The organism is Amycolatopsis sp. NPDC049253, assembly GCF_040678995.1.
In the GTDB taxonomy this organism is placed as follows: Bacteria; Actinomycetota; Actinomycetes; order Mycobacteriales; family Pseudonocardiaceae; genus Amycolatopsis.
This window is the reverse complement of sequence record NZ_JBFAQX010000022.1, coordinates 121253-142516: the sequence shown is the minus strand read 5'-3', so window position 1 is coordinate 142516 and position 21264 is coordinate 121253. Positions and strand designations below refer to the sequence as shown.

Genomic DNA, 21264 nt, shown 5'->3' with positions numbered 1-21264 from the left:
GACCCCCGGAGCAGGCACCGGGTGGAGAGCCGGAAGTGGAGAGAAGGCAGTGGGCCGGAAACTCCGCGGTGAGGCGGTGTCTCCGGCCCACTGGACCGAGGTCGGTCAGGCGGCGCCGCGGAGGTCAGGCCCGCAGGGTCGCGCCGAAGCGGTCGCCGGCGGCGGAGACGGCGGCGTCGCGGGCCTTGGTGGCTTCGTCGACCGTCAGGGTGCGGTCCGGGGCGCGGAAGCGGAGCTTGTAGGCCAGGGACTGCTTGCCTTCGCCGATTTGGGTGCCGGTGTAGACGTCGAAGAGGGTGATGTCTTCGAGGAGCTCGCCGGCGCCCGAGCGGAGGACCTCGGCGAGGTCGGCGGACGGGACGTCGGAGCCGACGACCAGGGCGACGTCGAGCAGCACGGGCGGGTAGGCCGAGACGCTCGGCGCCGGGCGGGAGTCCGGCAGCGGGATGGCGTCGAGGTCGAGTTCCATGGCGACCGTGCGCGGCGGCAGGCCCAGGGCTTCGACGACCTTGGGGTGCAGCTCGCCCGCGTGGCCGACCGGCCAGTCGCCCACGCGCAGCTGGGCGCAGCGGCCCGGGTGCCACGGCGGGAGGTGGGCCGCCTGCACCGTGAGCTCCACGCCGGCGGCCTGGGCCACCAGGCGGGCGGCCTCGACGGCGTCGGCCCAGCCGGCCGGCTCGCCCTTGCCCCACCAGCCGGCGCGGCGGCGCAGGCCGGTGAGCACGACGGCGACGTGCACCGGCTGGGCGGGCACGGCGGCCTCCAGCACGGCGAGCTCCTCGTCGCTCGGCCGGTGCTCGACGCCGAGATCCGGCACCTTCAGCTGGTGCGGCTTCGGCAGCACGACCTGGCCGATGTGGAAGAGCGACACGTCCTTCATGCCGCGGGACACGTTGCGCTGCAGCGTGTCGAGCAGGCCGGGCAGGAGGGTCGTCGCCATGCGGTCGTGGTCGGCTTCGAGCGGGTTGCGCACGCGGACGGTCTTGCGGCGCACGTCGTCCTCGGGCAGGCCGAAGGCGTCCCACACCGAGTCGCCGACGAACGGGAAGGGCAGGACCTCGACGTAACCCGCCTCGGCCAGGGCGCGGGCGACACTGCGGCGGCGCTTCTGCTCTTCGGTGAGGCCACGGCCCGCGGGCGCCGCCGGCAGGACCGACGGGATGCTCTCGTAGCCCTCGAGCCGCAGCACCTCCTCGACGAGGTCGGCGGGCTGCACGAGATCGGCGCGCCAGCTCGGCGGGGTCGCGGTGACCGAAGAGATGCCCGCGTCGCTGGTGCTCACCTGGACCTTGCAGCCGATCTGGGTGAGCCGCCGGACGGTGACACCGCGCTCGTAGCGCACGCCCGCCACCTGGTCGGGCAGGTTGATCGGCATGGTGACCGGCGCGAGCGGGGCAACGCCGCCCTCGTCGGTGCGGCCGGGCTGGATGGCGCCCTCGCCGTACTGGCGCAGCAGCCGGGCGGCCAGCTCGACCGCGGCCGCGCACAGGCCCGGGTCGGTGAAGCGCTCGAAGCGCTTTGCCGCCTCGGAGAACAGCTTGTGGCGGCGCGCCGTGCGGCTGATCGACGCGGGGTTCCAGTGCGCCGCTTCGAGGAGCACGTCGGTGCTCTCGGGGGTGATCTCCGTGCTGGCACCACCCATGGTGCCCGCGAGCGAGATCACGCCCGAGTCGTCGGCGATCACGATGTCGTCGGCGTCGAGCGTGCGGACGACGTCGTCCAAAGTGGTCAGCTTCTCCCCCGCCTTCGCGCGCCGCACCACCAGGTCGCCCTGGATGGCGGTGGTCGCGAACGCGTGGAGCGGGTGGCCGAGCTCGAGCATCACGTAGTTGGTGACGTCGACGGCCAGCGAGATCGACCGGATCCCGGCCAGCATCAGCCGGCGGCGCATCCACCACGGCGACGGGGCCGTGGCGTCGAGGCCCTTCACGCGGCGCAGCACGAACCTCGGGCAGCCTTCGGGGTCCTCGACCCGCACCGGCCACGCGTCGCCCTCGGCCTCGGGGATGTCGAGCATCGCCGGGTCGCCGAAGGGCACGTCGAGCGCGTTGGACAGCTCGCGCGCGAGGCCGCGGATCGACAGCGCGTAGCCGCGGTCCGGGGTCGGCGTGACCTCGATGACGGTGTCGGTGAGCCCCAGCAACGCGATCGCGTCGTCGCCCGGGCTCGCGGTGCCCGGCGGCAGCACGAGGATGCCGCTGTGGTCCTCGCCGAGGCCCAGCTCCTTGGCGGAGCAGATCATGCCGTCGCTGACCTTGCCGTACGTCTTGCGCGCGGCGATCTCGAAGTCGCCCGGCAGCACGACGCCCGGCAGCGCCACCACGACGAGGTCGCCCTCGGCGAAGTTGCTCGCGCCGCAGACGATGCCGCGGGTCTTGATGCCGTGGGGGCCCTCGTTCTCGATCGGGCCTTCGTCGTCGTCCTCGTCGTCGTCCTCATCGGACGCGGCGGTGTCCTCTTCGGACTCCGGCTCCTCGCCGACCTCGACGCGGCAGAACCGCACCGGCTTCTTGAAGCCCGTCAGCTCCTCGATCTCGGCGACGCGCCCGACCACGAGCGGGCCGGTCACCGGGCCGAGCTCGCTCAGCTCGTCGACCTCGATCCCGATCCGCACGAAGGCGTCGGCCAGGTCCTGGGGCGTGACCTCGTCACCCACGTCGAGGTGCTCGGTCAGCCAGCTCACCGGGACTCGCACTACGCCTCCGTTCCGAAGGGAAGGGTGAACCGGACGTCGCCTTCGACCATGTCACGCATGTCCGGGATGCCGTTGCGGAACTGCAGGGTCCGCTCGATGCCCATGCCGAACGCGAAGCCCGAGTACACCTCGGGGTTGACGCCGCACGCACGCAGCACGTTGGGGTTGACCATGCCGCAGCCGCCCCACTCGACCCAGCCGGGGCCGCCCTTCTTCTCCTCGAACCACACATCCACCTCGGCGGACGGCTCGGTGAAGGGGAAGAAGTGCGGGCGCAGCCGCGTCTTGGAGCTCTCGCCGAACATCGCGCGCGCGAACGCGTCGAGCGTGCCCTTGAGATGGGCCATGGTGATGCCCTTGTCCACGGCCAGGCCCTCGACCTGCGTGAACACCGGCGTGTGCGTGGAGTCGAGCTCGTCGGTGCGGTAGGTGCGGCCCGGGCACACGACGTAGACCGGCAGGTCGCGGTGCAGGAGGCTGCGGGCCTGCACGGGCGAGGTGTGCGTGCGCAGCACTAGCCCGGAGTCCTCTTCGCCCACGTAGAACGTGTCCTGCAGCTGGCGCGCCGGGTGGTCCTTGCCGAAGTTCAGCGCGTCGAAGTTGAACCACTCGGCCTCGAGCTCGGGGCCTTCGGCGACCTCGTAGCCCATCGCGATGAACGCGTCGGCCACGCGCTCGGACACGGTGCTGATCGGGTGCCGGGCACCGCGCGGGATCTGGTCCCACGGCAGCGTGACGTCGACGGCCTCTTCGCGCAGCACGTGCTCGTCCCGCTCGGCCTGCAGCACCGCGCGGCGCTCGTCGAACGCGGCCTGGGCGGCCTGGCGGGCCTCGTTGACCCGCTTGCCGGCGTCGGCCTTCTCCTGCTTGGACAGCGCGCCGATAGCCCGGCGCGCGAGCAGCAGCGGCGCCTGGTCCCCGAGGTGCGCCGGCTTGACGGCGGCGAGCGCCTCCAGGTCGGTAGCACCCGCGAAGGCCTCTTCGGCCGCCTTGATCGCCGCACGCAGGGTTTCCGGTGCGAGCACGTCGACCGGCTTGTCTGTGGCTCCGGACATGACTCCTCGGCGTCCGCTGGGACGGGTTGAGCGGCAGCGCACGGGCAGGAAGCCGCACGTGCACATCGGGCAGCCCAGTCTAGGGGATCGGCCGACGGCCCCGGCCGCTCACCCTCCGCTAAGGAGCGCGCCTCCGCACCGGCCGCCATCGGCCGTGTGCGACGGCGCCGGTCAGCGGTGCGCGGCCATCGCGGCCGTGTACACGCAGACGGCGGCGGCCGTGGCCAGGTTGAGGCTTTCGGCTTTGCCGTACAACGGGATGCGGACGGCGGTGTCGGCCGCCGACAGGACCGCCGGGGACAGACCGTGGGCCTCGTTGCCGAAGATCCACGCGACCGGGTCACCGAACGTGATCTCTTCGAGCGAACGGTCGGCGTAGCCGTGGGCGGCCAGGGTGCGCAGACCGGCGGCGCTCAGCGACGACAGCACCGACGGGATGTCGCGCTCGCGGGCCAGGGGGACGTGGAAGGTGCTGCCGGCGGCGGCGCGGACGCTCTTGCCGTTGTGGGGGTCGACGGTGTCGCCCGCGAGGATCACGGCGTCGGCACCCGCGGCGTCGGCGACGCGGATCACGGTGCCGGCGTTGCCGGGCTCGGCGACGTCCACGAGGACGACCACCAGGCGAGCACCCGTCAGCACCGTCGGGAGTGGACGGTCGACCAGGGCGCACACGGCCACGAGGCCTTGGGGGGTCACGGTTTCCGACAGGCCGTCGGCGGCACGGTCGGTGATGAGCGAGACCGCCACCCCCGCCGAAGCAGCCGCGGCGATCAGCTTGGGGTGCGCCGAAGCCGCGCGTTCCGTGGCGAACAGCTCGAAAACGGTGCCGTACTCCAGCGCCGCCTCGACGGCGTTGACGCCTTCGGCCAGGAAGCGGCCGGTCTTTTCGCGTTCCGCGCGGCGCGTCAGCTTGCGCGCAGCAACGACCCGGGGGGTCCGTTCGGTGAACGGGACCGCCCCGGGTCGCGGAAAACTGCCGGTCAGGCCGACTTCGCTTCGCCGGTGTTGACGTTCGCCTTGGCGAGCTCGGCGAGCGCCGTGAAGGCGGCGGCGTCGTTGACCGCGAGGTCCGCGAGGATCTTGCGGTCGACCTCGACGCCGGCGACCTTGAGGCCCTGGATGAACCGGTTGTAGGTCACGCCGTTGGCACGAGCGGCCGCGTTGATGCGGGTGATCCACAGCTGGCGGAAGTCACCCTTGCGCGCGCGGCGGTCGCGGTAGGCGTAGTTGAGCGAGTGAAGCGTCTGCTCCTTGGCCTTGCGGTACAGCCGCGAGCGCTGGCCGCGGTAGCCGCTGGCCAGTTCGAGAGTTGACCGACGCTTCTTCTGGGCGTTGACCGCCCGCTTGACGCGTGCCACTGGTCCATCCTGTCGATTCGGGGGGCGCGGTGGCGCCCGGGGTGATCAGTACGTGTGCGGAGGGTGGCTCAGGCTCAGATGCCGAGCAGGCGCTTGACGCGGCCGGCCTCGGTCTTGGCGAGCTCCGTGGTGCCCTCGAGGCGCCGGGTGAGGCGGTTGGACTTCTTCTCCATCAGGTGGCGGCGGCCGGCCTTCTGGCGGCGCAGCTTGCCCGTGCCCGTGACGCGGATCCGCTTGGACGTACCGCTGTGCGTCTTCATCTTCGGCATGGTTGTTGTGTCCTCTTCCGTGCGGCGGCACACCGGTGCCCCGGTGTGCCGCTGACTGTGCTGGGCGCTGCGGGAGGCGTTACGCCTCGGAAACCGGCTCGGCCTTCGCGACCTTCGGCTTCACGTTCTTGTGCGGGGCCAGCACCATGATCATGTTGCGACCGTCCTGCTTGGGCGACGATTCGACGAAGCCCAGCTCGGTCACGTCATCGGCCAGCTTCTGCAGCAGCCGGAAACCGAGCTCCGGCCGGGACTGCTCGCGACCGCGGAACATGATCGTGACCTTGACCTTGTTGCCGGCCGCCAGGAACCGCGACACGTGACCCTTCTTGGTCTCGTAGTCGTGCTGGTCGATCTTCGGACGCAGCTTCTGTTCCTTGATGACGGTCAACTGCTGGTTGCGGCGGGACTCGCGGGCCTTCTGCGCGCTCTCGTACTTGAACTTGCCGAAGTCCATGAGCTTGCATACGGGCGGGCGGGCCTGAGGCGCGACCTCGACGAGGTCGAGATCGTTCTCCTGTGCCAGCCGCAGCGCATCTTCGATCCGGACGATGCCGACCTGCTCGCCGTTGGGTCCGACGAGCCGGACTTCCGGCACCCGGATACGTTCGTTGATGCGTGTCTCGGAGCTGATGGGGCCTCCTTGGTCCGAGTGACTACTTCTCTTCTCGACCTGGTGCCCACATGACTCAGGCCCCGTCTCCGGCATCCAACCGGTTCACGGGGCCCGCTCTGTCTCCGATCGCGCCCGATCACCAGGATCGAACGCTTCGCCGAGGTGACGGATGTACCGACATCCACCACTTCGGCGAGACCGGACCCGGACACCTGAAGCGGTGACACGGGTGGGAGCGGGGCTCCACTTGCCGCCCCCGATTCCTCGGGGGCTGGTCGCTCGTGGAAGGGTACCAGACGTGTCAGAACAACCTTCGCAACAGCCCCCCTATTCCCCGGACGTCCGCGACCTGGAGGACATCCCGAGCGTCGAGGTGATCAGCCGCGCGGCCGTGATGCTGATGTCGGCCGCGGCCGAGCGCCTGGGCCTGGCCGACGCCGACCCGGACACCTCGCCCCACCGCGACCTTGACGAGGCGCGCCGGCTCATCACGGCGCTGGCCGGGCTCGTCACGTCGTCCGTAGAGTACCTGGGCCTGCACGCCGGCCCGCTGCGCGACGGGTTGCAGTCGCTGCAGAAGGCGTTCCGCGAAGCCTCCGCCGTCCCCGACGCGCCGGGCCAGGGCCCGGGCGAGAAGTACACCGGCCCGGTCTACTGACCGTCGTCGCCGAGGCCCGTCCGCCACCTCGCGGACGGGCCTTCGTCGTCCCCGGGGTCTCGGCGGCCTCGCCCACACGACCTTGCCGCGCGGCCCGAAAGACATCTAACATGTTAGATGTGAGCCCGCTTCCCAAGGTCACCCGGCCGCTGCTGCGCGACGAGGCCTACGACCGCATCCGCCAGGCCATCATCGACGGCAGCCTCGCCCCCGGCACCCCGCTGCGCGACGCCGACCTGGCCGAAGAGCTCGGCCTGTCCCGCGCTCCCGTGCGCCAGGCCCTGCTGCGCCTGGCCGGCGACGGGCTCGTGGAGTCCAAGCCGCAGAGCTACACGCGCGTGGCGGCCATCGCGGGCGACGAGGTGCGCGACGCCGTTCAGCTCGTCCGCGCACTGCACGAGTTCGCCGTCCGCCAGGCCCTCCCCCGGCTCGGCGCCGAGCAGGTCGCCGCGATGCGCGCGGCCAACGAACGCTTCGCCGCCGCGGTCGGTTCGGGTGACGTGGCCGCGGCGATCGCCGCCGACGACGAGCTGCACGACGTACCCGTACGCGCGTGCGGTAACCGCGCCGTCGCCGCCACGCTGGAGCGCTACACCCCGTTGCTGCGCCGGCTCGAGTACGCGCGCTTCAGCTCCCTGCCCGCGCACCGCTCGATCCGGCGGCACACCCAGCTCGTCGACGCGATCGAAGCCGGTGACGCCGAAACCGCCGCCGCGGTCACCTCGACCATCTGGTCCGACCTCGAAGCCAGCCTGGAACCCGCCGAAACCCTGGAGACCCCGTGAGCCTCGCCGACTTCCCGCGTTTCCCCCTGATGATCGGCCCGTCGCCGATCCACCGGCTCGACCGGCTCACCGAGCACCTCGGCGGCGCGGCCGTGTGGGCCAAGCGCGAAGACCTCAACTCCGGTCTCGCCTACGGCGGCAACAAGACCCGCAAGCTCGAGTACCTCGTGGCCGACGCGCTCGCCCAGGGCGCCGACACGCTCGTCTCCATCGGCGGCGTGCAGTCCAACCACACCCGCCAGGTCGCCGCGGCCGCCGCCCGCGCGGGTCTGAAAGCCGTGCTGGTGCAGGAAAGCTGGGTCGACTGGCACGACCCGCTGCACGACAAGGTGGGCAACATCCAGCTGTCGCGGATCCTGGGCGCCGACGTGCGGCTCGTCGAGGCCGGCTTCGGCATCGGCTTCAAGGAGAGCTGGGAACAGGTCCTCGCGGAGGTCCAGGACGCCGGTGGCAAGCCGTACGCGATCCCGGCCGGCGCGTCCGACCACCGGCTCGGCGGGCTCGGCTTCGCGGGCTGGGTCGCGGAGCTGGAAGAACAGGAGCGCGAGCTCGGTGTCTTCTTCGACACCGTGGTGGTCTGCTCGGTCACCGGCAGCACCCAGGCCGGGATGGTCGCGGGTACCGCGCTGAGCGGACGTCCCCGCCGGATCGTCGGCATCGACGCGTCGGCCAAGCCCGCCGAGACGCGCGACCAGATCACCCGCATCGCGAAGAACACCGCCGAGCTCCTCGGCGCACCGGCCGTCGACGACGTGCTGCTCGACGAGCGTTACCACGCGGGTGTCTACGGCATCCCCGACGAGTCCACTCTGGACGCCATCCGCACGGCGGCGCGGCTCGAGGGCATGGTCACCGACCCCGTGTACGAGGGGAAGTCCATGGCCGGGCTCATCGATCTCGTGCGCACCGGCGAAATCCCCCGGGAGTCCAACGTGCTCTACGCGCACCTCGGCGGCCAGCCGGCGATCAACGCCTACACGAGCGTGCTCGGCTGACCCGGGCGCCTGGGCCCGCCACCCCGGCGAGCCCAGGCGAAGAACGTCAGTCGAGCACGCACATCACGTCGATCTCCACGAGGAGACCGGCGGGCAGGCCGACGTAGACAGTGGTACGAGCCGAGTGCGGGCCCTCACCGATCAGCTCGTTGTAGACCTCGTTGAACGGCGCGAAGTGGCTCGTGTCGGTGAGGTACACGCGCACCATCACCGCATCGGCCCAGCCCGAACCGGCCTCGGCGAGCAGGGCCTCGATGTTCTTGAACACCTGCCGCGTCTGCGTCGCGATGTCGTCGCCGACGATCGCGCCGGTCGCGGGGTCGAACGCGACCGTGCCTGCGACCTGCAGGATGTTGCCCTTGCGGACGGCCTGCGAGAACTTCGCCGGCGGCTTCGGCGCGTTCTCGGTCGTGATCGCCGTCTTGCCCATCATTACCCCTTTCCGTTCCCCGTCCATCCACTGTGGACGGAAGCTTCCTCGGTGGCGGCCCGCAGCTCGGGCACGAGCGCGAGCAGGCCGTCGTAGTCCAGCAGCACCTTGGGCACCGACATCGACGCCGCGGCCAGTACCTCGCCGCCCGCGCCGCGCACCGGCGCCGCGATGCAGTGGATGAAGTCCTCGTGCTCGGCGTTGTCCACGGCGTAGCCGCGTTCGGCGACCTTCTCCAGTTCCGCCAGGTACGCCCCGGGCGAGGTGATCGTGTTCGGCGTGAGCACCACGTAGTCGAGCGATCGCGCGATCTCCTCGCGCCGGGCCTGCGGCATCGCGGCCACGAGCACCTTCCCGACGGCCGTGCAGTGCAGGGGCGCGCGTTTGCCGATGCGCGAGTACATCCGCACGGAGTGGTGGCCCTCGAACTTGTCGATGTAGACGACTTCGCCGTCTTCGTAGGACGCGAGGTGCACGGTGTGGCCGGTGCGGATGTTGAGCGCCGCGAGCGAGTCGTGGGAGCTGCGGCGCACGTCGTGGTCTTCCAGCGCCTGGTTGGCGAGGTCGAACAGCGCGCTGCCGAGGCGGTAGTGGCGGGTCCCCTCGCGGCGCACGAAGTGGTGCGACTCCAGCGTGCGCAACAACCGCAGCACGGTCGTCTTGTGCACGCCGATCTCCTCGGCGAGCTCGTCCAGCGTCTTCGCGCCGCGGGCGAGCCCGGACAGCACGGTCAGCGCCCGGTCCAGGCTCTGGCTCACCTCACCACCACGCCCTCTCCCGTCAGGCGGGCCGCGCCCCACGCTTCGGCGTCCGCGCGCAGCAGCGTATCCACCACGGACGCGGGCAGGGGCACGCCGACGTCGTCGTGGGTCAGCAGGGTCGCGGCGGCCTGGAGGTGCCCGCGGCGCAGCCGGGTCGACGGGTCGGCTCCGCGCAGCGTGGCGGCGAGGAACCCGGCCGCGAAGGCGTCGCCCGCCCCGACCGGCTCGACCACGTCCACACGCAGCGCGGGTTCGAACACCGGCGCCGCATCGCCTTCGACGAGCGTCGCGCCGCGCTCGCCGTGCTTGACCACGAGGGTGCGCGGCCCGGGCAGCAGCTCGCGCAACCGTGCGGGGTCGCCGGTCCCCCACACGCGTCCGGCCTCGTCGTCGCCGGTGAGGACCAGGTCGGCGCGCCCGGCCAGCTCCGCGAGCACGGAGAGGTCCTGCCCCAGCGCGGGCCGGTGGTTGACGTCGAACGACACCAGCAGGTCCCCGCGCGGGGCCTCCAGCAGGGCGCGCACGAGCGCGAGGCAACTGGCCGACAGCGCGGGCGTGATCCCGGACAGGTGCAGCACGCGCACGCCGTCGAGGTGCAGCCGGCTCACGAGGTCCGGTCCGAGCGCCGAGGCGGCCGATCCGGTGCGGTAATAACGCACCGGACTGCCCTGAGCGCCGCTTTCCTTGACGTACAAGCCCGTGGGACGCGCGGGATCGATCTCGACGCCGCTCACGTCGACGCCGGCCGACGCGATGTCCTGCACCAGCGCCCGGCCGAACGGGTCGTCGCCGACCGCGCTCACCCACGCGCTCGCGACCCCGAGCGCGGGCAGGTGGCACGCGACGTTCGACTCGGCGCCGCCGAAGGAGCGCAGCCAGCTGCGCACCCGTTCGGGCGGGCCGGGTTCGGCCGGCACGAACAGGGCCATCGACTCGCCGATGCAGAGCACCTCGGGCGGGCTGGTCACTGACTTTCTCCCTGTTCCGTCACCCCGTTGACCTGTGGCGAACCGGATGCTACACCTATGTCGCGCATTTTGCGCAACGCCCATTGCATATTACGCAACCACGTTCGGATCCCGAGGTCTGAATCGATGAACAGTTCCGAGCACGCCGCACTCACCGCCGCCGTCCGCGCGGGCCGGGAAGAGAAAATCGACTGGCGCTTCCGCTCGATCGCCCCGGCCCTCGCCGGCCTCACCCTCGACGAGGCCGCGGCCCGGCGCGCGAACCTGTTCGGCGACGGCTTCTTCGGCCCGTTCGTGGTGCTCGACGCCGCGGCGCTGGAACACAACCTCGCCACCATGGCCGCGTGGTGCGCCGGGCACGGGATCGCGCTCGCGCCGCACGGCAAGACCACGATGGCGCCCGAGCTGTTCGCGCGCCAGCTCGAGCACGGCGCGTGGGGCGTCACCGCCGCCAACGCCGGGCACCTGCGTGTCTACCGGGCGTTCGGCGTCTCGCGGATCCTGCTCGCCAACCAGCTCGTGGACCCGGCGGGCCTGCGCTGGCTCGCGGGCGAGCTGGCCGCGGACCCGGCGTTCGAGTTCGTGTGCTGGGTCGACTCCGTGCGCGGGGTCGAGCTGATGACCGAGGCGCTGGCCGGGTCCGCGCGTCCGGTCGACGTGCTCGTGGAGCTGGGCGGCGCCGGTGGCCGGACCGGTGTGCGCGACCCGGAGACGGCGCTGGCCGTGGCCGAGGCGGTCGCGAAGAGTCCCGCGCTTCGGCTGCGCGGCACCGGCGGCTACGAGGGCGCGCTGTCGCACGACACCGACGACGCCGCGCTGACCAAGATCAGTTCCTATGTGGACACCCTGCGCGACTCGGCGATCGCGTTCGCGGACCACGGTCTCCTCACCGAAGGCCAGGTCTACGTGACGGCCGGCGGCAGCGCGTACTTCGACCGCGTGGCCCAGGAGCTCGCGAAACCGTGGCCGGACGACATGGACGTGCTGCCGATCCTGCGCAGCGGCGCCTACCTCACGCACGACGACGGCTTCTACCGCGAGATCTCGCCGCTCGGCGTGCACCCGCGGCTGACCGGCGTCGAGCCGTTCCACGCCGCGCTGCACGCGTGGGCCCAGGTCACCTCGAAACCCACTCCCGAGCTGGCGCTGCTCACCGCCGGCAAGCGCGATCTGCCCTACGACGAAGGCATGCCGGAGCCGCAGCTGCTGCGCAAGAACGGCGTCAATGCCGAGCTGACCGGCCACGCCGTGACGAAGCTCAACGACCAGCACGCGTTCCTGGCGCTGCCCGCAGGCTCCCCCGTCGAGGTCGGCGACTGGGTGCGGCTCGGGCTTTCGCACCCGTGCACGACGTTCGACAAGTGGCCGCTGCTGCCGGTGGTGGACACCGACGGCGAGACCGTCGTCGACTTCGTGCGGACGTGGTTCTGATGGGCGGTTGCTGATGGACACAGTGGTCCGTGGTGCCCAGGTCGCGGACGGCACCGGTGCCCCGCTGACCCGCCGGGACGTCGGCGTAACGGGTGACCGCATCACCGAGGTCGCCGAACCGGGCTCGCTCACGGGCAAGCGCGTGCTCGACGCCGACGGCCTCGTGCTCGCACCGGGGTTCATCGACATGCACTCGCACTCCGACCTGCAGCTGCTCACGAACCCGGACCACCTCGCGAAGGTCTCCCAGGGCGTGACCACCGAGGTGCTCGGGCAGGACGGTCTCTCGTACGCGCCGGTGGACGACACCGTGCTCGAGGCCCTGCGCCAGCAGCTCGCGGGCTGGAACGACGACCCGGCCGGCTTCGACTGGAACTGGCGCTCGGTCGGCGAGTACCTCGACCGGCTCGACCGCGGCGTGGCCGTGAACGCCGCCTACCTCGTGCCGCAGGGCACCGTCCGGATGCTCGCGGTCGGCTGGGAGAACCGGCCGGCGACCGCGACCGAACTCGACCGGATGAAGGAACTCATCGCGACCGGGCTCGAAGAAGGCGCTTTCGGGCTGTCCTCGGGGCTCACCTACACGCCGGGCATGTACGCGGACACGGCCGAGCTCGTCGAGCTGTGCCGGGTGGTCGGTGAGCGCGGTGGCTACTACAGCCCCCACCACCGCAGCTACGGCAAGGGTGCGCTGGAGGCGTTCGCCGAGATGGTCGACGTCTCGCGCCGCGCGGACTGCCCGCTGCACCTCGCGCACGCCACGATGAACTTCTCCGTGAACAAGGGCAAAGCCCCGGAGCTGCTGAAGCTGCTGGACGACGCCCTCGACGCCGGCGGCGACATCACGCTCGACACCTACCCGTACCTCCCGGGCGCCACCTACCTGTCGGCCCTGCTGCCGAGCTGGGCCACCGAGGGCGGGCTCGACGCGACGCTCGCGCGGCTGTCCGATGCGGACACCCGCGAGCGGATCCGCGTCGAGATCGAGGAGACCGGCTCGGACGGCGCGCACGGCGTGCCCATCGACTGGTCCGGCATCGAGATCAACGGCGTGCGCCGCGAGAGCAACGCCGGCCTCGTGGGCCACAGCGTCGCGGAATCCGCCCGTGCCCAAGGGAAACCGCCCGCCGAGCTGTACTTCGCCACGCTGGTCGACGAGCGGCTCGGCACCTCGTGCCTGATGCACATCGGGCACGAGGAGAACGTACGGGCCATCATGCGCCACCGGACGCACACCGGCGGGTCCGACGGCCTGCTCGTCGGCGACCGGCCGCACCCGCGGGCCTGGGGCACGTTCCCCCGTTACCTCGCCCGCTACGTCCGCGAACTGGGCGTGCTCGGGCTGGCCGACTGCGTCGCGCACCTCACCGGACGCGCGGCGCGGCGGCTGCGGCTCGCCGACCGAGGCCTCGTGCGCCCCGGGTACGCGGCCGACCTGGTGTTGTTCGATCCCGCCACGATCACCGACACCGCGACGTTCGAAAACCCGAGGCAGCCCGCCGAGGGGATCTCCCACGTCTTCGTGAACGGCGTCGCCGCGATCGAGGACACCCACCCCACCGGCGCCCTCGCCGGCCATTCCCTTCGTCACCCCGGGAGGGGCCGATGATCCACTGGCTGCAGACCACGACCGGCGGTCTGCTCACGCTCGCCGCGGTTTCGATCGCCGTCCTGCTCGTGCTCATCATCAAGGTCAAGGTCGAACCGTTCATCGCGCTGATCGTGGTGGGCGTGCTCACCGCGCTGGCCGCCGGGCTGCCCGTGGGCACGCTGGTCGGCACCGCGCAGAAAACGTCGGACTCCTTGCTGGAAAAGGGGTTCGGCAGCATCCTCGGGCACATCACGGCGATCATCGGCCTCGGCACCCTGCTCGGATCGATCCTCGAACGCTCCGGTGGCGCCCGCGTGCTGACCTCGGCACTGCTGCGGGCGTTCGGCGAGAAACGCGCACCGCTCGCGATGGGCCTGTCCGGCCTGATCTTCGGCATCCCGGTGTTCTTCGACATCGGCATCTTCGTGCTGGCGCCGCTGGTCTACGCGGCGGCCAAGCAGGGCGGGCGCTCGATCGTGCTCTACGCGATGCCGCTGCTGGCGGGCCTGTCGATCACGCACGCGTTCATCCCGCCGCACCCCGGGCCGGTCGCGGCCGCCGGCCTGCTGCACGTGGACCTCGGCTGGCTCATCCTGATGGGCGCGCTCTGCGGCATCCCCGCGTGGTTCGTCGGCGGCATCCTCTACTCGACGTGGATCGGCAAGCGCGTGAACGTGCCGCTCGCCGAGGAGTTCGCGAAGCTCGCCGGTGACGACGACGAAGAGAACCCGAACCCGCCGTCGCTGAGCCTGGTCAGCGGCATCATCGCGATCCCGCTCGTGCTGATCCTCGTGGGCACCTTCGGCAGCATCGTGCTGCCCAAGAACTCCGGCGCCGCCGGGGTCGCGGCGTTCCTGGGCACCCCGGCCATCGCGCTGACGATCGCGACACTGCTCGCCTCGTGGCTGCTGGGCCACCGCCGCGGCATGACGGGCGCGGACCTGGCACAGCTGTCGGCGAACGCGCTGCGCCCGGTCGCGATGATCCTGCTGGTGGTGGGCGCGGGCTCGTTCTTCGGGGCGGTGCTCTCGGCGACCGGCATCGGCAAGGCCGTGGCCGGGTCACTCGGCGACGCGGGTCTGCCGGTGATCCTCGCGGCCTACATCATCAGCTGCGGCATGCGCATCGCGCAGGGCTCGGCGACCGTCGCGATCGTGACCACCAGCGGCATCGTCGCGCCGACGGTGGTGGAGCTGCACTACTCGCAGCCGCAGCTGGCCCTGATCGTGATCGCGATCTCCGCGGGCTCGATCATCGCCTCCCACGTGAACGACGGCGGGTTCTGGATCGTGTCGCGTTACTTCGGCCTTTCGGTGCCGCAGACGCTGAAAACGTGGACCGCCCTCGAAACAGTCCTTTCCCTCAGCGGTTTCGCCGTGGCAGCATTGATCATGGCAGTGGTCTGAACCACATTCTGGTCCCCTCACCGTTGGGAGAAACCTCGATGGCCGGACTTTCCCGTCGCACGTTCCTCGGCGCCGCCGGCGCCGCCGGACTCGGCACCGTGCTCGGCACCCAGCTCGCGAGCGCCGCACCCGCCGGGTGCCCGCGAGACGCGGGGGCGGTCGCGTACGTCGGCAGCTACACCAGCACGCCACCGGCCGGACACGGCCTCGACGTGGTGGGCCGCACGGGCACCGCGCCCGCGCTCACCCCGGTGCGCACCGTCGCCGGTGTGCCCGACGCGTCGTGGTTCGACCGCAGCCGCGACGGCCGCACCCTCTACGTGACCGACGAGGGCGACCCGAACGGCGCGATCTCCGCCCTCGACGTCACCACGGCGACCAGCCCGAAGCTGCTCAACTCCGTGTCGTCGAAGGGCAGCGCGCCCACGCACCTGTCGGTGCACAGCAGCCAGAAGTACGTGCTGGCCGCCAACTACGGTTCGGGCAGTGTGGTCGTGCTGCCGATCCTGGCGGGCGGCAAGCTCGGCCCGGCCACCGACCTGCAACAGCACCGGGGCGCCGAGCGGGACGCACACGCGCACCAGGTGGTGAACGACCCGACCGGCCAGTGGGTGCTGTCGGTGGACCTCGGCGCCGACTCGGTCTACGTGTACTCGCTCGACACCGGCAGCGGGAAGCTCGCGCTGCACCAGCAGGTCACGCTCCCCTCCGGCGCGGGGCCGCGGCACCTGGCGTTCCACCCGGACGGCCGCTTCGCCTACCTCGCGCAGGAGCTGCGGCCGGAGATCACCGTGCTGTCCTGGGACGCGGCGGCGGGCAAGCTCACGCCGCTCGCGGTCGTCCCGGCGGTGCCGGCCGGCAGCACCGGCGACCTGTTCCCCGGCGAGATCGCCGTGTCGAAGGACGCGAAGTTCGTCTACGCGACCGTGCGCGGCCCGAACACGATCGCCACGTTCTCCGTGTCCGGCGGTGGCAGCACGCTGCAGCTCGTGTCCGGTGTGGACACCGGGGGCAACTGGCCGCGCCATGTCGCGCTCTCGCCCGACGAACGCTGGTTCTACGTGTCCAACCAGCGTTCGGGCACCGTCACCTGGCTGCCGCGCGACCCGGCCACGGGCCTGCCCGGCGCGGTCGCCGGCTCGCTCGCCGTGCCTTCGGTCAACTCCGTTTTCTTCGCCTGACCCGGCGTTGCCCGGGCGGCGGCGGACCGACCGGTCCGTCGTCTCCCGAGCCCTACCCTCTGGGAGCTCAACGATGAGAGTGCGTCGTACGTTCACCGCCATCAGTGTCTCCGCGGCGCTGGCCCTGCTGGCCGGCTGCGCGCCCACCCAGTCGGCCCCGGCGGCCTCGGGCGGGGACGACCAGACCGGCACGCTGCGAGTGTGGCTGTTCGACGAGGCCAGCCGCGCGCCGAAGGAAGCGGCGGTGAAGGAGGCCATCACCGAGTTCAAGGCCGCCCACGCCGGCGTGGACGTCGACGTGCAGTGGGTGCCGGTCGAGGGCCGCGCCGACAAGTTCTCCGGCGCGTTCAACGACCCGGCGAACGCGCCCGACGTCGCCGAGTTCGGCAACACCGACGTGGCGAGCTATGCCCAGACCGGCGCGCTCAGCGACCTCACCGGCGACATCTCGTCGTGGAGCGAGGGCAAGGACCTGCTGCCCTCGGTGCTCGACACCGCGAAGTCGGGCGGCAAGACCTACGGCCTGCCCTGGTACACCGGCATCCGCGCTCTGTACTACCGCACCGACGTGTTCACCGAGCTGGGCCTCAAGCCGCCGGCCACCCTCGCCGAGCTGACCGACGACGCCCGCAAGATCCACGCCGCCAAGCCCGACCTCTACGGCATCTCGACCGGCGGCAAGTACACCTACGCACTCCTGCCGTTCGTCTGGGCCAACGGTGGCGACGTGGCCAAGCAGGACGGCGGCAAGTGGACGTCCACTGTGGAGTCCGCGCAGGCGAAGGCCGGCATCACCGCGTACGCGAACCTGCTCAAGGACGACATCTGCCCGCCCGCCGCGTGCGCGAACCTCACCGGCACGCAGAGCGTGACCGCGTTCGCCGGCGGCAAGGCCGGGATGACCATCGGCGGTGACTTCAACCGCAAGGCCGTGGAGCAGGGCGCGGTGAAGGGGAAGTACGCCGTGGTCCCGCTGCCCGGTACCACGCCGGGGTCGGTCGCGCCCGCGTTCGCCGGCGGCAACCTGCTCGGGGTGTTCGGCGCGAGCAAGCGCCACGGGCTCGCCGTGCAGTTCGCGGAGCTGCTGGCCGGGGCGAAGTACCAGGAGAAGATGTACAACGCCATGGGCAACCTGCCGACGCTGGAGAGCGTGCAGAAGAAGCTCGCGGCGAGCGACCCCACGCTCAAGCCGTTCGTGGACACCCTCGCGGCCGGCACGAAGTTCGTGCCGAGCACACCCGGCTGGTCGAAGATCGACAGCCAGAACGTGCTGCCCACCGCCGTGCAGCAGATCGCGACCGGCGGCAAGGACGTCGACGGGGCGCTCGCCGACGCCACGGCGGCGATGAACAAGAACTTCGGCTGATGGTCACCCAGCAGCTGCCCGTCGCCGTCCCGGCCCCGCCCGCGCCCCGTCGCGCGCGCCGGCGCCGGGACGGCCGGGCGGCGCTCCTCTACCTGCTGCCCGCGGGCATCCTGCTCGCGGCGCTGCTGGTGTACCCGATCTACCAGCTGGTGCTGATCTCGTTCTACGACTACGGGCAGCCCCAGGCCGCGGGCGCGGCGCCGCTGGTGTTCCTAGGGTTCGACAACTACGCCGCGCTGCTGCAGGACGTGCAGTTCTGGACCGTGCTCGCGAAGACCGTCGGGTTCGCCGCCGCGTGCGTGGTCGGCAGCCTCGTGGTCGGCACGGCGCTGGCGGTGCTGGCGTCGAGGGTGCGCGCGGTGCCGCGCACGCTGCTGTTCCTCGCCGCGCTCGGCGCGTGGTCGACGCCCGCGATCGCCGGCTCGTACGTGTGGCTGTTCCTCTTCGACACCGACTTCGGCCTGGTGAACGAAGTGCTCTCGGGCATCGGCTTCACGGGCATGGCGCACCACTCCTGGACGTTCGGCACCTTCGGCGCGTTCGGCCTCGTGGCGGCCGAGGTGATCTGGTGCTCGTTCCCGTTCGTGCTGGTCACGATGTACGCGGGGATCAAGGCGATCCCGGCGGAGGTCCTCGAGGCCGCGTCGCTGGACGGCGCGTCGATGTGGCGCAGCACGTGGGCGGTCGTGTTGCCGATGGTGCGGCCGCTGCTGATGATCGCGACGATCCAGTCGATCATCTGGGACTTCAAGGTGTTCACCCAGATCTACGTGATGACCAACGGCGGCGGCGTGGCCGGGCGCAACCTCGTGCTCAACGTCTACGCCTACCAGCAGGCCTTCGCCGGTCAGGAGTACGGCCTCGGCTCGGCGATCGGAGTCGTGATGACACTGCTGCTGCTGTCGATCACCGGGCTGTACGTCCGGTCCCAGCGCCGGAGCACGGCATGGCTGTGATCAGTGCACGGTCCACGGCGAAAAGCACGGGCCGCCGGCGAGTGCGCCGCCCCGGCCGGCTCGTCGCGGAGATCATCACGGTCGTGGTGGCCGGGATCGTCGCGTTCCCGCTGTACTGGATGGTGCTCTCGGCGTTCAAGCCGGCGGGCGAGATCCAGACGGCGAACCCGAAACCGTGGACGCTGGCCCCTTCGCTCGACAGCTTCCAGCGCGTGCTCACCGTGTCGGGCTTCGGCCGGTTCTTCGTGAACAGCCTGGTGGTCGCGCTGGCCGTGGTGGTGCTGTCGCTGCTGCTGTCGTTCCTGTCGGCCGTGGCGCTCACGCGGTTCCGCTTCCGCGGCCGCACGGTGCTGCTGGTGATGATCCTCGTGGCGCAGATGGTGCCGGTGGAAGCGCTGACCATCCCGCTGTTCTTCCTGATGCGCCAGATCGGCGCGGTCGCGCCGGCGTTCGGGCTCAACGAGCTGGGCTCCCTCGTGCTGGTGCACCTGGCGTTCAGCCTGCCGTTCGCGATCTGGATGCTGCGCGGGTTCGTCGCAGCCGTACCGGTGGAGCTGGAGGAAGCGGCGAAGCTCGACGGCGCGTCGCGGATGCGCTTCACGTGGCAGATCCTGTTCCCGCTGGTGGCGCCGGGCTTGGTCGCCGTGAGCGTGCTGGCGTTCATCCACGCGTGGAACGACTTCCTGTTCGCGAAGACGTTCATCATCTCGAAGACCGAGAACCAGACGCTGCCGCAGGCGATCCTGGTGTTCTTCAAGCCGGAGGAGACCGACTGGGGCGCGGTGATGGCGTCGTCCACCCTCATGACGATCCCGGTGCTGGTGTTCTTCGTGCTGGTGCAACGCCGGCTCGTCTCCGGGATGTCCGGCGCGGTGAAAGGCTGATCATGCCCGGGTTCGACACCCTGCTCCCCCGGCCCGTCTCCGTCGCCGAGGTGCCAGGCGCGTGCCCGTGGCCGGCGCCCGTCACCGTGCGGCCGGCGCCGGACCTGCCCGCCGAGGGCTACCGGCTGGCGATCACGCCGCGCGGCGTCACGCTGTCGGTCGCCGACGCGGCGGGCGAGGTGTACGGCCGGCAGACGCTGCGCCAGCTCGCCGGGCCGGACGCGTTCCGGGCGGCGGCGATCCGCTCGGGGCTGACGCTGCCGTGCGGCGTGGTGGAGGACCACCCGCGGTTCGGCTGGCGCGGCTGCCTGCTCGACGTGGCGCGGCACTTCCGCACGAAGGCCGAGGTGCTGCGGTTCGTCGACCTGCTGGCGGCGCACAAGCTCAACGTGCTGAACCTGCACCTCACCGACGACCAGGGCTGGCGGATCGAGGTGCCGCGGTTCCCCCGCCTGACCTCGGTCGGCGGCTGGCGGCGTTCGTCGATGGTCGGACGCCACGACGGCCCCGAGCGCGACGGCCGCCCGCACGGCGGTTTCTACTCCACCGACGACCTGCGGGAGATCGTCGCGTACGCCGCTTCGCAGGCCGTGACGGTGGTGCCGGAGATCGACGTGCCGGGCCACGCCCGCGCGGCCATCGCCGCGTACCCGAAGCTCGGCCCCGATCCCGACGCGGACTGGGATGTGTGGACCTCCTGGGGCATCAGCACTTCACTGCTGGACCCGTCGGAGTCCACTTTGGACTTCTTCCGCACGGTGTTCGACCACGTTCTCGACGTCTTCCCCTCGCCGGTCATCGGCCTCGGCGGCGACGAGGTGCCGGGCGCGACCGAGGCCCACGGCCGGTTCGTCCGCGAGATCGCCGCGCACCTGGCCTCGCGCGGCCGCCAGGCCCTCGGCTGGGACGAGGTCCTCGACATCGACGACCTCCCGCCCATGGTGATCGGCGCCTGGCAGGACGAGGCGCGCGGCGAGCTGGCCGCGTCGCGGGGTCACGACGTGGTGCTGTGCCCGGAAGACCGCGTGTACCTCGACCACCGCCAGTCCGACCACCCGGACGAGCCCATTCCCGTCGGCTACCTGCGCACGCTCGAGGACGTCTACACGTACGAGCCGGCGTTCACCGGCTCGCACCTGCGCGGCGCCCAGGCCCAGGTCTGGACCGAGCACCTCGACACCGCGCGGCGCGTGGACTACGCGGCTTTCCCCCGGCTGAGCGCGTTCGCGGAGCTCGCGTGGAGTACCGGGCCCCGCGACTTCGCCGAGTTCCTGCCGCGGCTGCGCGACCACCACCTGCCGCGGCTGGACGCGCTGGGCGTGGAGTACCGGCCGCTCGACGGGCCGCACCCGTGGCAGACCCGGCCCGACGCACCGGGCCGCCCGCGCTGAGTTCTAGCGCTGCCCGCGGTCCGGCCTGACCACGTGCGGCCCGGGCTTCCCCTCCGGCAGCGCGCGCACCGGACGGACGCCCGTGGCCCACCACCAGAACGCCGCGCCGACCACCGCCACCAGCAACCCGCCCACCATCAGGACCACGGCGAGCCACACGACCGACGCCGACAGCGCGGCCATGCCCCCGACCACGGCCAGCACTCCGGCGAAGTACACCAGCGCCCAGCCCAGCAGCGACTGCCGCACTTTCCGGGCGGCCGCGACGCGCAGCCGGAGCTCGGCGCCGCACCAGCCGCAGACGGCCGTCACCGAGCCGTAGCCGGCCTCGGGGCGCCGGACGGTGAGCGGCGAGGTGCGTCCGCCGCCTTCGGCACTCCGCTCGTGCGCGAGATGCCGCAGCAGCAGCCGTGGGCGGGGGTCTCGCTCCACCGGTTTCCCTTCGTCGCGCGGGGTCGCCGGTGACCG

At 71.6% G+C, this 21264-nt stretch carries 21 protein-coding genes; 11 read left to right on the top strand and 10 right to left on the bottom strand.

Annotated elements, in window-relative coordinates; translation table 11 throughout:
* Nucleotides 1–124: 124 nt before the first annotated feature.
* From pheT to infC, 6 genes are all read right to left on the bottom strand, one after another.
* Entirely contained in the window at nt 125–2695 is a 2571-nt protein-coding gene (gene pheT, locus AB0K15_RS35540; RefSeq protein ID WP_364060715.1) for a phenylalanine--tRNA ligase subunit beta, read from the bottom strand.
* Nucleotides 2695–3750, bottom strand: a complete 1056-nt coding sequence (pheS, locus tag AB0K15_RS35535) for a phenylalanine--tRNA ligase subunit alpha (protein ID WP_364060712.1) — start codon at nt 3748–3750, stop codon at nt 2695–2697. The genes pheT and pheS overlap by 1 nt, the downstream gene beginning before the upstream one ends.
* Before the next feature lie 171 nt (nt 3751–3921).
* Entirely contained in the window at nt 3922–4734 is an 813-nt protein-coding gene (locus AB0K15_RS35530) for an RNA methyltransferase (protein WP_364060768.1), read from the bottom strand.
* A complete protein-coding gene (gene rplT / locus AB0K15_RS35525) occupies nt 4731–5108 on the bottom strand; it encodes a 50S ribosomal protein L20 (RefSeq protein WP_360606056.1) in 378 nt (125 codons plus the stop codon). Before rplT ends, AB0K15_RS35530 begins: the two co-directional genes overlap by 4 nt.
* Before the next feature lie 74 nt (nt 5109–5182).
* Nucleotides 5183–5377, bottom strand: a complete 195-nt coding sequence (gene rpmI, locus AB0K15_RS35520) for a 50S ribosomal protein L35 (RefSeq protein ID WP_086672342.1) — start codon at nt 5375–5377, stop codon at nt 5183–5185.
* Between the two features lie 79 nt (nt 5378–5456).
* The gene (infC, locus tag AB0K15_RS35515; protein WP_360606058.1) at nt 5457–6086 is read right to left on the bottom strand and encodes a translation initiation factor IF-3; all 630 of its coding nucleotides are present in this window, start codon (nt 6084–6086) and stop codon (nt 5457–5459) included.
* 205 nt (nt 6087–6291) lie between these two features.
* Here infC and AB0K15_RS35510 point away from each other — a divergent pair, with 205 nt between their 5' ends.
* The 3 genes from AB0K15_RS35510 to AB0K15_RS35500 all read left to right on the top strand — a co-directional run bounded on the left by AB0K15_RS35510 (nt 6292) and on the right by AB0K15_RS35500 (nt 8431).
* Entirely contained in the window at nt 6292–6651 is a 360-nt protein-coding gene (locus tag AB0K15_RS35510) for a DUF1844 domain-containing protein (RefSeq protein ID WP_364060707.1), read from the top strand.
* 119 nt (nt 6652–6770) lie between these two features.
* Nucleotides 6771–7436 carry a GntR family transcriptional regulator gene (locus tag AB0K15_RS35505; protein ID WP_364060704.1) on the top strand — a complete coding sequence of 222 codons (666 nt, stop codon included), beginning with the start codon at nt 6771–6773 and terminating at the stop codon, nt 7434–7436.
* On the top strand, nt 7433–8431 hold the full coding sequence (locus AB0K15_RS35500; RefSeq protein ID WP_364060701.1) for a 1-aminocyclopropane-1-carboxylate deaminase: 999 nt from the start codon (nt 7433–7435) through the stop codon (nt 8429–8431). Before AB0K15_RS35505 ends, AB0K15_RS35500 begins: the two co-directional genes overlap by 4 nt.
* 46 nt (nt 8432–8477) lie before the next feature.
* Here the strand turns inward: AB0K15_RS35500 and AB0K15_RS35495 are convergent, their stop codons facing one another.
* The 3 genes from AB0K15_RS35495 to AB0K15_RS35485 are packed head-to-tail and all read right to left on the bottom strand — an operon-like array spanning nt 8478 to nt 10590.
* Nucleotides 8478–8861 (bottom strand): RidA family protein, encoded by a 384-nt coding sequence (locus tag AB0K15_RS35495; RefSeq protein WP_364060698.1) that lies wholly within the window; start codon nt 8859–8861, stop codon nt 8478–8480.
* A gap of 2 nt (nt 8862–8863) precedes the next feature.
* Nucleotides 8864–9619 carry an IclR family transcriptional regulator gene (locus AB0K15_RS35490; protein ID WP_364060695.1) on the bottom strand — a complete coding sequence of 252 codons (756 nt, stop codon included), beginning with the start codon at nt 9617–9619 and terminating at the stop codon, nt 8864–8866.
* Entirely contained in the window at nt 9616–10590 is a 975-nt protein-coding gene (locus AB0K15_RS35485; protein WP_364060692.1) for a sugar kinase, read from the bottom strand. The genes AB0K15_RS35490 and AB0K15_RS35485 overlap by 4 nt, the downstream gene beginning before the upstream one ends.
* 126 nt (nt 10591–10716) lie before the next feature.
* On the opposite strand from AB0K15_RS35485, the gene AB0K15_RS35480 reads away from it, so the two are divergent.
* The 8 genes from AB0K15_RS35480 to AB0K15_RS35445 all read left to right on the top strand — a co-directional run bounded on the left by AB0K15_RS35480 (nt 10717) and on the right by AB0K15_RS35445 (nt 20796).
* A complete protein-coding gene (locus tag AB0K15_RS35480; protein WP_364060689.1) occupies nt 10717–12021 on the top strand; it encodes an amino acid deaminase in 1305 nt (434 codons plus the stop codon).
* A 13-nt stretch (nt 12022–12034) separates the two neighbouring features.
* Nucleotides 12035–13630, top strand: coding sequence for a D-aminoacylase (locus AB0K15_RS35475; RefSeq protein ID WP_364060686.1), 1596 nt, complete (start codon nt 12035–12037; stop codon nt 13628–13630).
* Entirely contained in the window at nt 13627–15018 is a 1392-nt protein-coding gene (locus AB0K15_RS35470; protein WP_364060683.1) for a gluconate:H+ symporter, read from the top strand. The genes AB0K15_RS35475 and AB0K15_RS35470 overlap by 4 nt, the downstream gene beginning before the upstream one ends.
* Before the next feature lie 38 nt (nt 15019–15056).
* Nucleotides 15057–16199 carry a lactonase family protein gene (locus AB0K15_RS35465; protein ID WP_364060680.1) on the top strand — a complete coding sequence of 381 codons (1143 nt, stop codon included), beginning with the start codon at nt 15057–15059 and terminating at the stop codon, nt 16197–16199.
* A 73-nt stretch (nt 16200–16272) separates the two neighbouring features.
* Nucleotides 16273–17565, top strand: coding sequence for an extracellular solute-binding protein (locus AB0K15_RS35460; RefSeq protein WP_364060677.1), 1293 nt, complete (start codon nt 16273–16275; stop codon nt 17563–17565).
* Nucleotides 17565–18521 carry a sugar ABC transporter permease gene (locus tag AB0K15_RS35455; protein ID WP_364060674.1) on the top strand — a complete coding sequence of 319 codons (957 nt, stop codon included), beginning with the start codon at nt 17565–17567 and terminating at the stop codon, nt 18519–18521. Before AB0K15_RS35460 ends, AB0K15_RS35455 begins: the two co-directional genes overlap by 1 nt.
* A complete protein-coding gene (locus AB0K15_RS35450) occupies nt 18512–19405 on the top strand; it encodes a carbohydrate ABC transporter permease (RefSeq protein ID WP_364060671.1) in 894 nt (297 codons plus the stop codon). The genes AB0K15_RS35455 and AB0K15_RS35450 overlap by 10 nt, the downstream gene beginning before the upstream one ends.
* 2 nt (nt 19406–19407) lie before the next feature.
* Nucleotides 19408–20796, top strand: coding sequence for a beta-N-acetylhexosaminidase (locus AB0K15_RS35445; protein ID WP_364060668.1), 1389 nt, complete (start codon nt 19408–19410; stop codon nt 20794–20796).
* Between the two features lie 3 nt (nt 20797–20799).
* On the opposite strand, the gene AB0K15_RS35440 is transcribed toward AB0K15_RS35445, so the two are convergent.
* Nucleotides 20800–21228 carry a hypothetical protein gene (locus tag AB0K15_RS35440; protein WP_364060665.1) on the bottom strand — a complete coding sequence of 143 codons (429 nt, stop codon included), beginning with the start codon at nt 21226–21228 and terminating at the stop codon, nt 20800–20802.
* Nucleotides 21229–21264: the final 36 nt, after the last annotated feature.

Coding starts and splice junctions, on each gene's coding strand:
- infC (WP_360606058.1), bottom strand. CDS start 6,086: ATGCCGGAGACGGGGCCTGAGTCATGTGGGCACCAGGTCGAGAAGAGA.
- rpmI (WP_086672342.1), bottom strand. CDS start 5,377: ATGCCGAAGATGAAGACGCACAGCGGTACGTCCAAGCGGATCCGCGTC.
- AB0K15_RS35480 (WP_364060689.1), top strand. CDS start 10,717: ATGAACAGTTCCGAGCACGCCGCACTCACCGCCGCCGTCCGCGCGGGC.
- AB0K15_RS35495 (WP_364060698.1), bottom strand. CDS start 8,861: ATGGGCAAGACGGCGATCACGACCGAGAACGCGCCGAAGCCGCCGGCG.
- AB0K15_RS35445 (WP_364060668.1), top strand. CDS start 19,408: ATGCCCGGGTTCGACACCCTGCTCCCCCGGCCCGTCTCCGTCGCCGAG.
- AB0K15_RS35460 (WP_364060677.1), top strand. CDS start 16,273: ATGAGAGTGCGTCGTACGTTCACCGCCATCAGTGTCTCCGCGGCGCTG.
- AB0K15_RS35465 (WP_364060680.1), top strand. CDS start 15,057: ATGGCCGGACTTTCCCGTCGCACGTTCCTCGGCGCCGCCGGCGCCGCC.
- AB0K15_RS35450 (WP_364060671.1), top strand. CDS start 18,512: ATGGCTGTGATCAGTGCACGGTCCACGGCGAAAAGCACGGGCCGCCGG.
- AB0K15_RS35455 (WP_364060674.1), top strand. CDS start 17,565: ATGGTCACCCAGCAGCTGCCCGTCGCCGTCCCGGCCCCGCCCGCGCCC.
- AB0K15_RS35470 (WP_364060683.1), top strand. CDS start 13,627: ATGATCCACTGGCTGCAGACCACGACCGGCGGTCTGCTCACGCTCGCC.
- AB0K15_RS35475 (WP_364060686.1), top strand. CDS start 12,035: ATGGACACAGTGGTCCGTGGTGCCCAGGTCGCGGACGGCACCGGTGCC.
- pheS (WP_364060712.1), bottom strand. CDS start 3,750: ATGTCCGGAGCCACAGACAAGCCGGTCGACGTGCTCGCACCGGAAACC.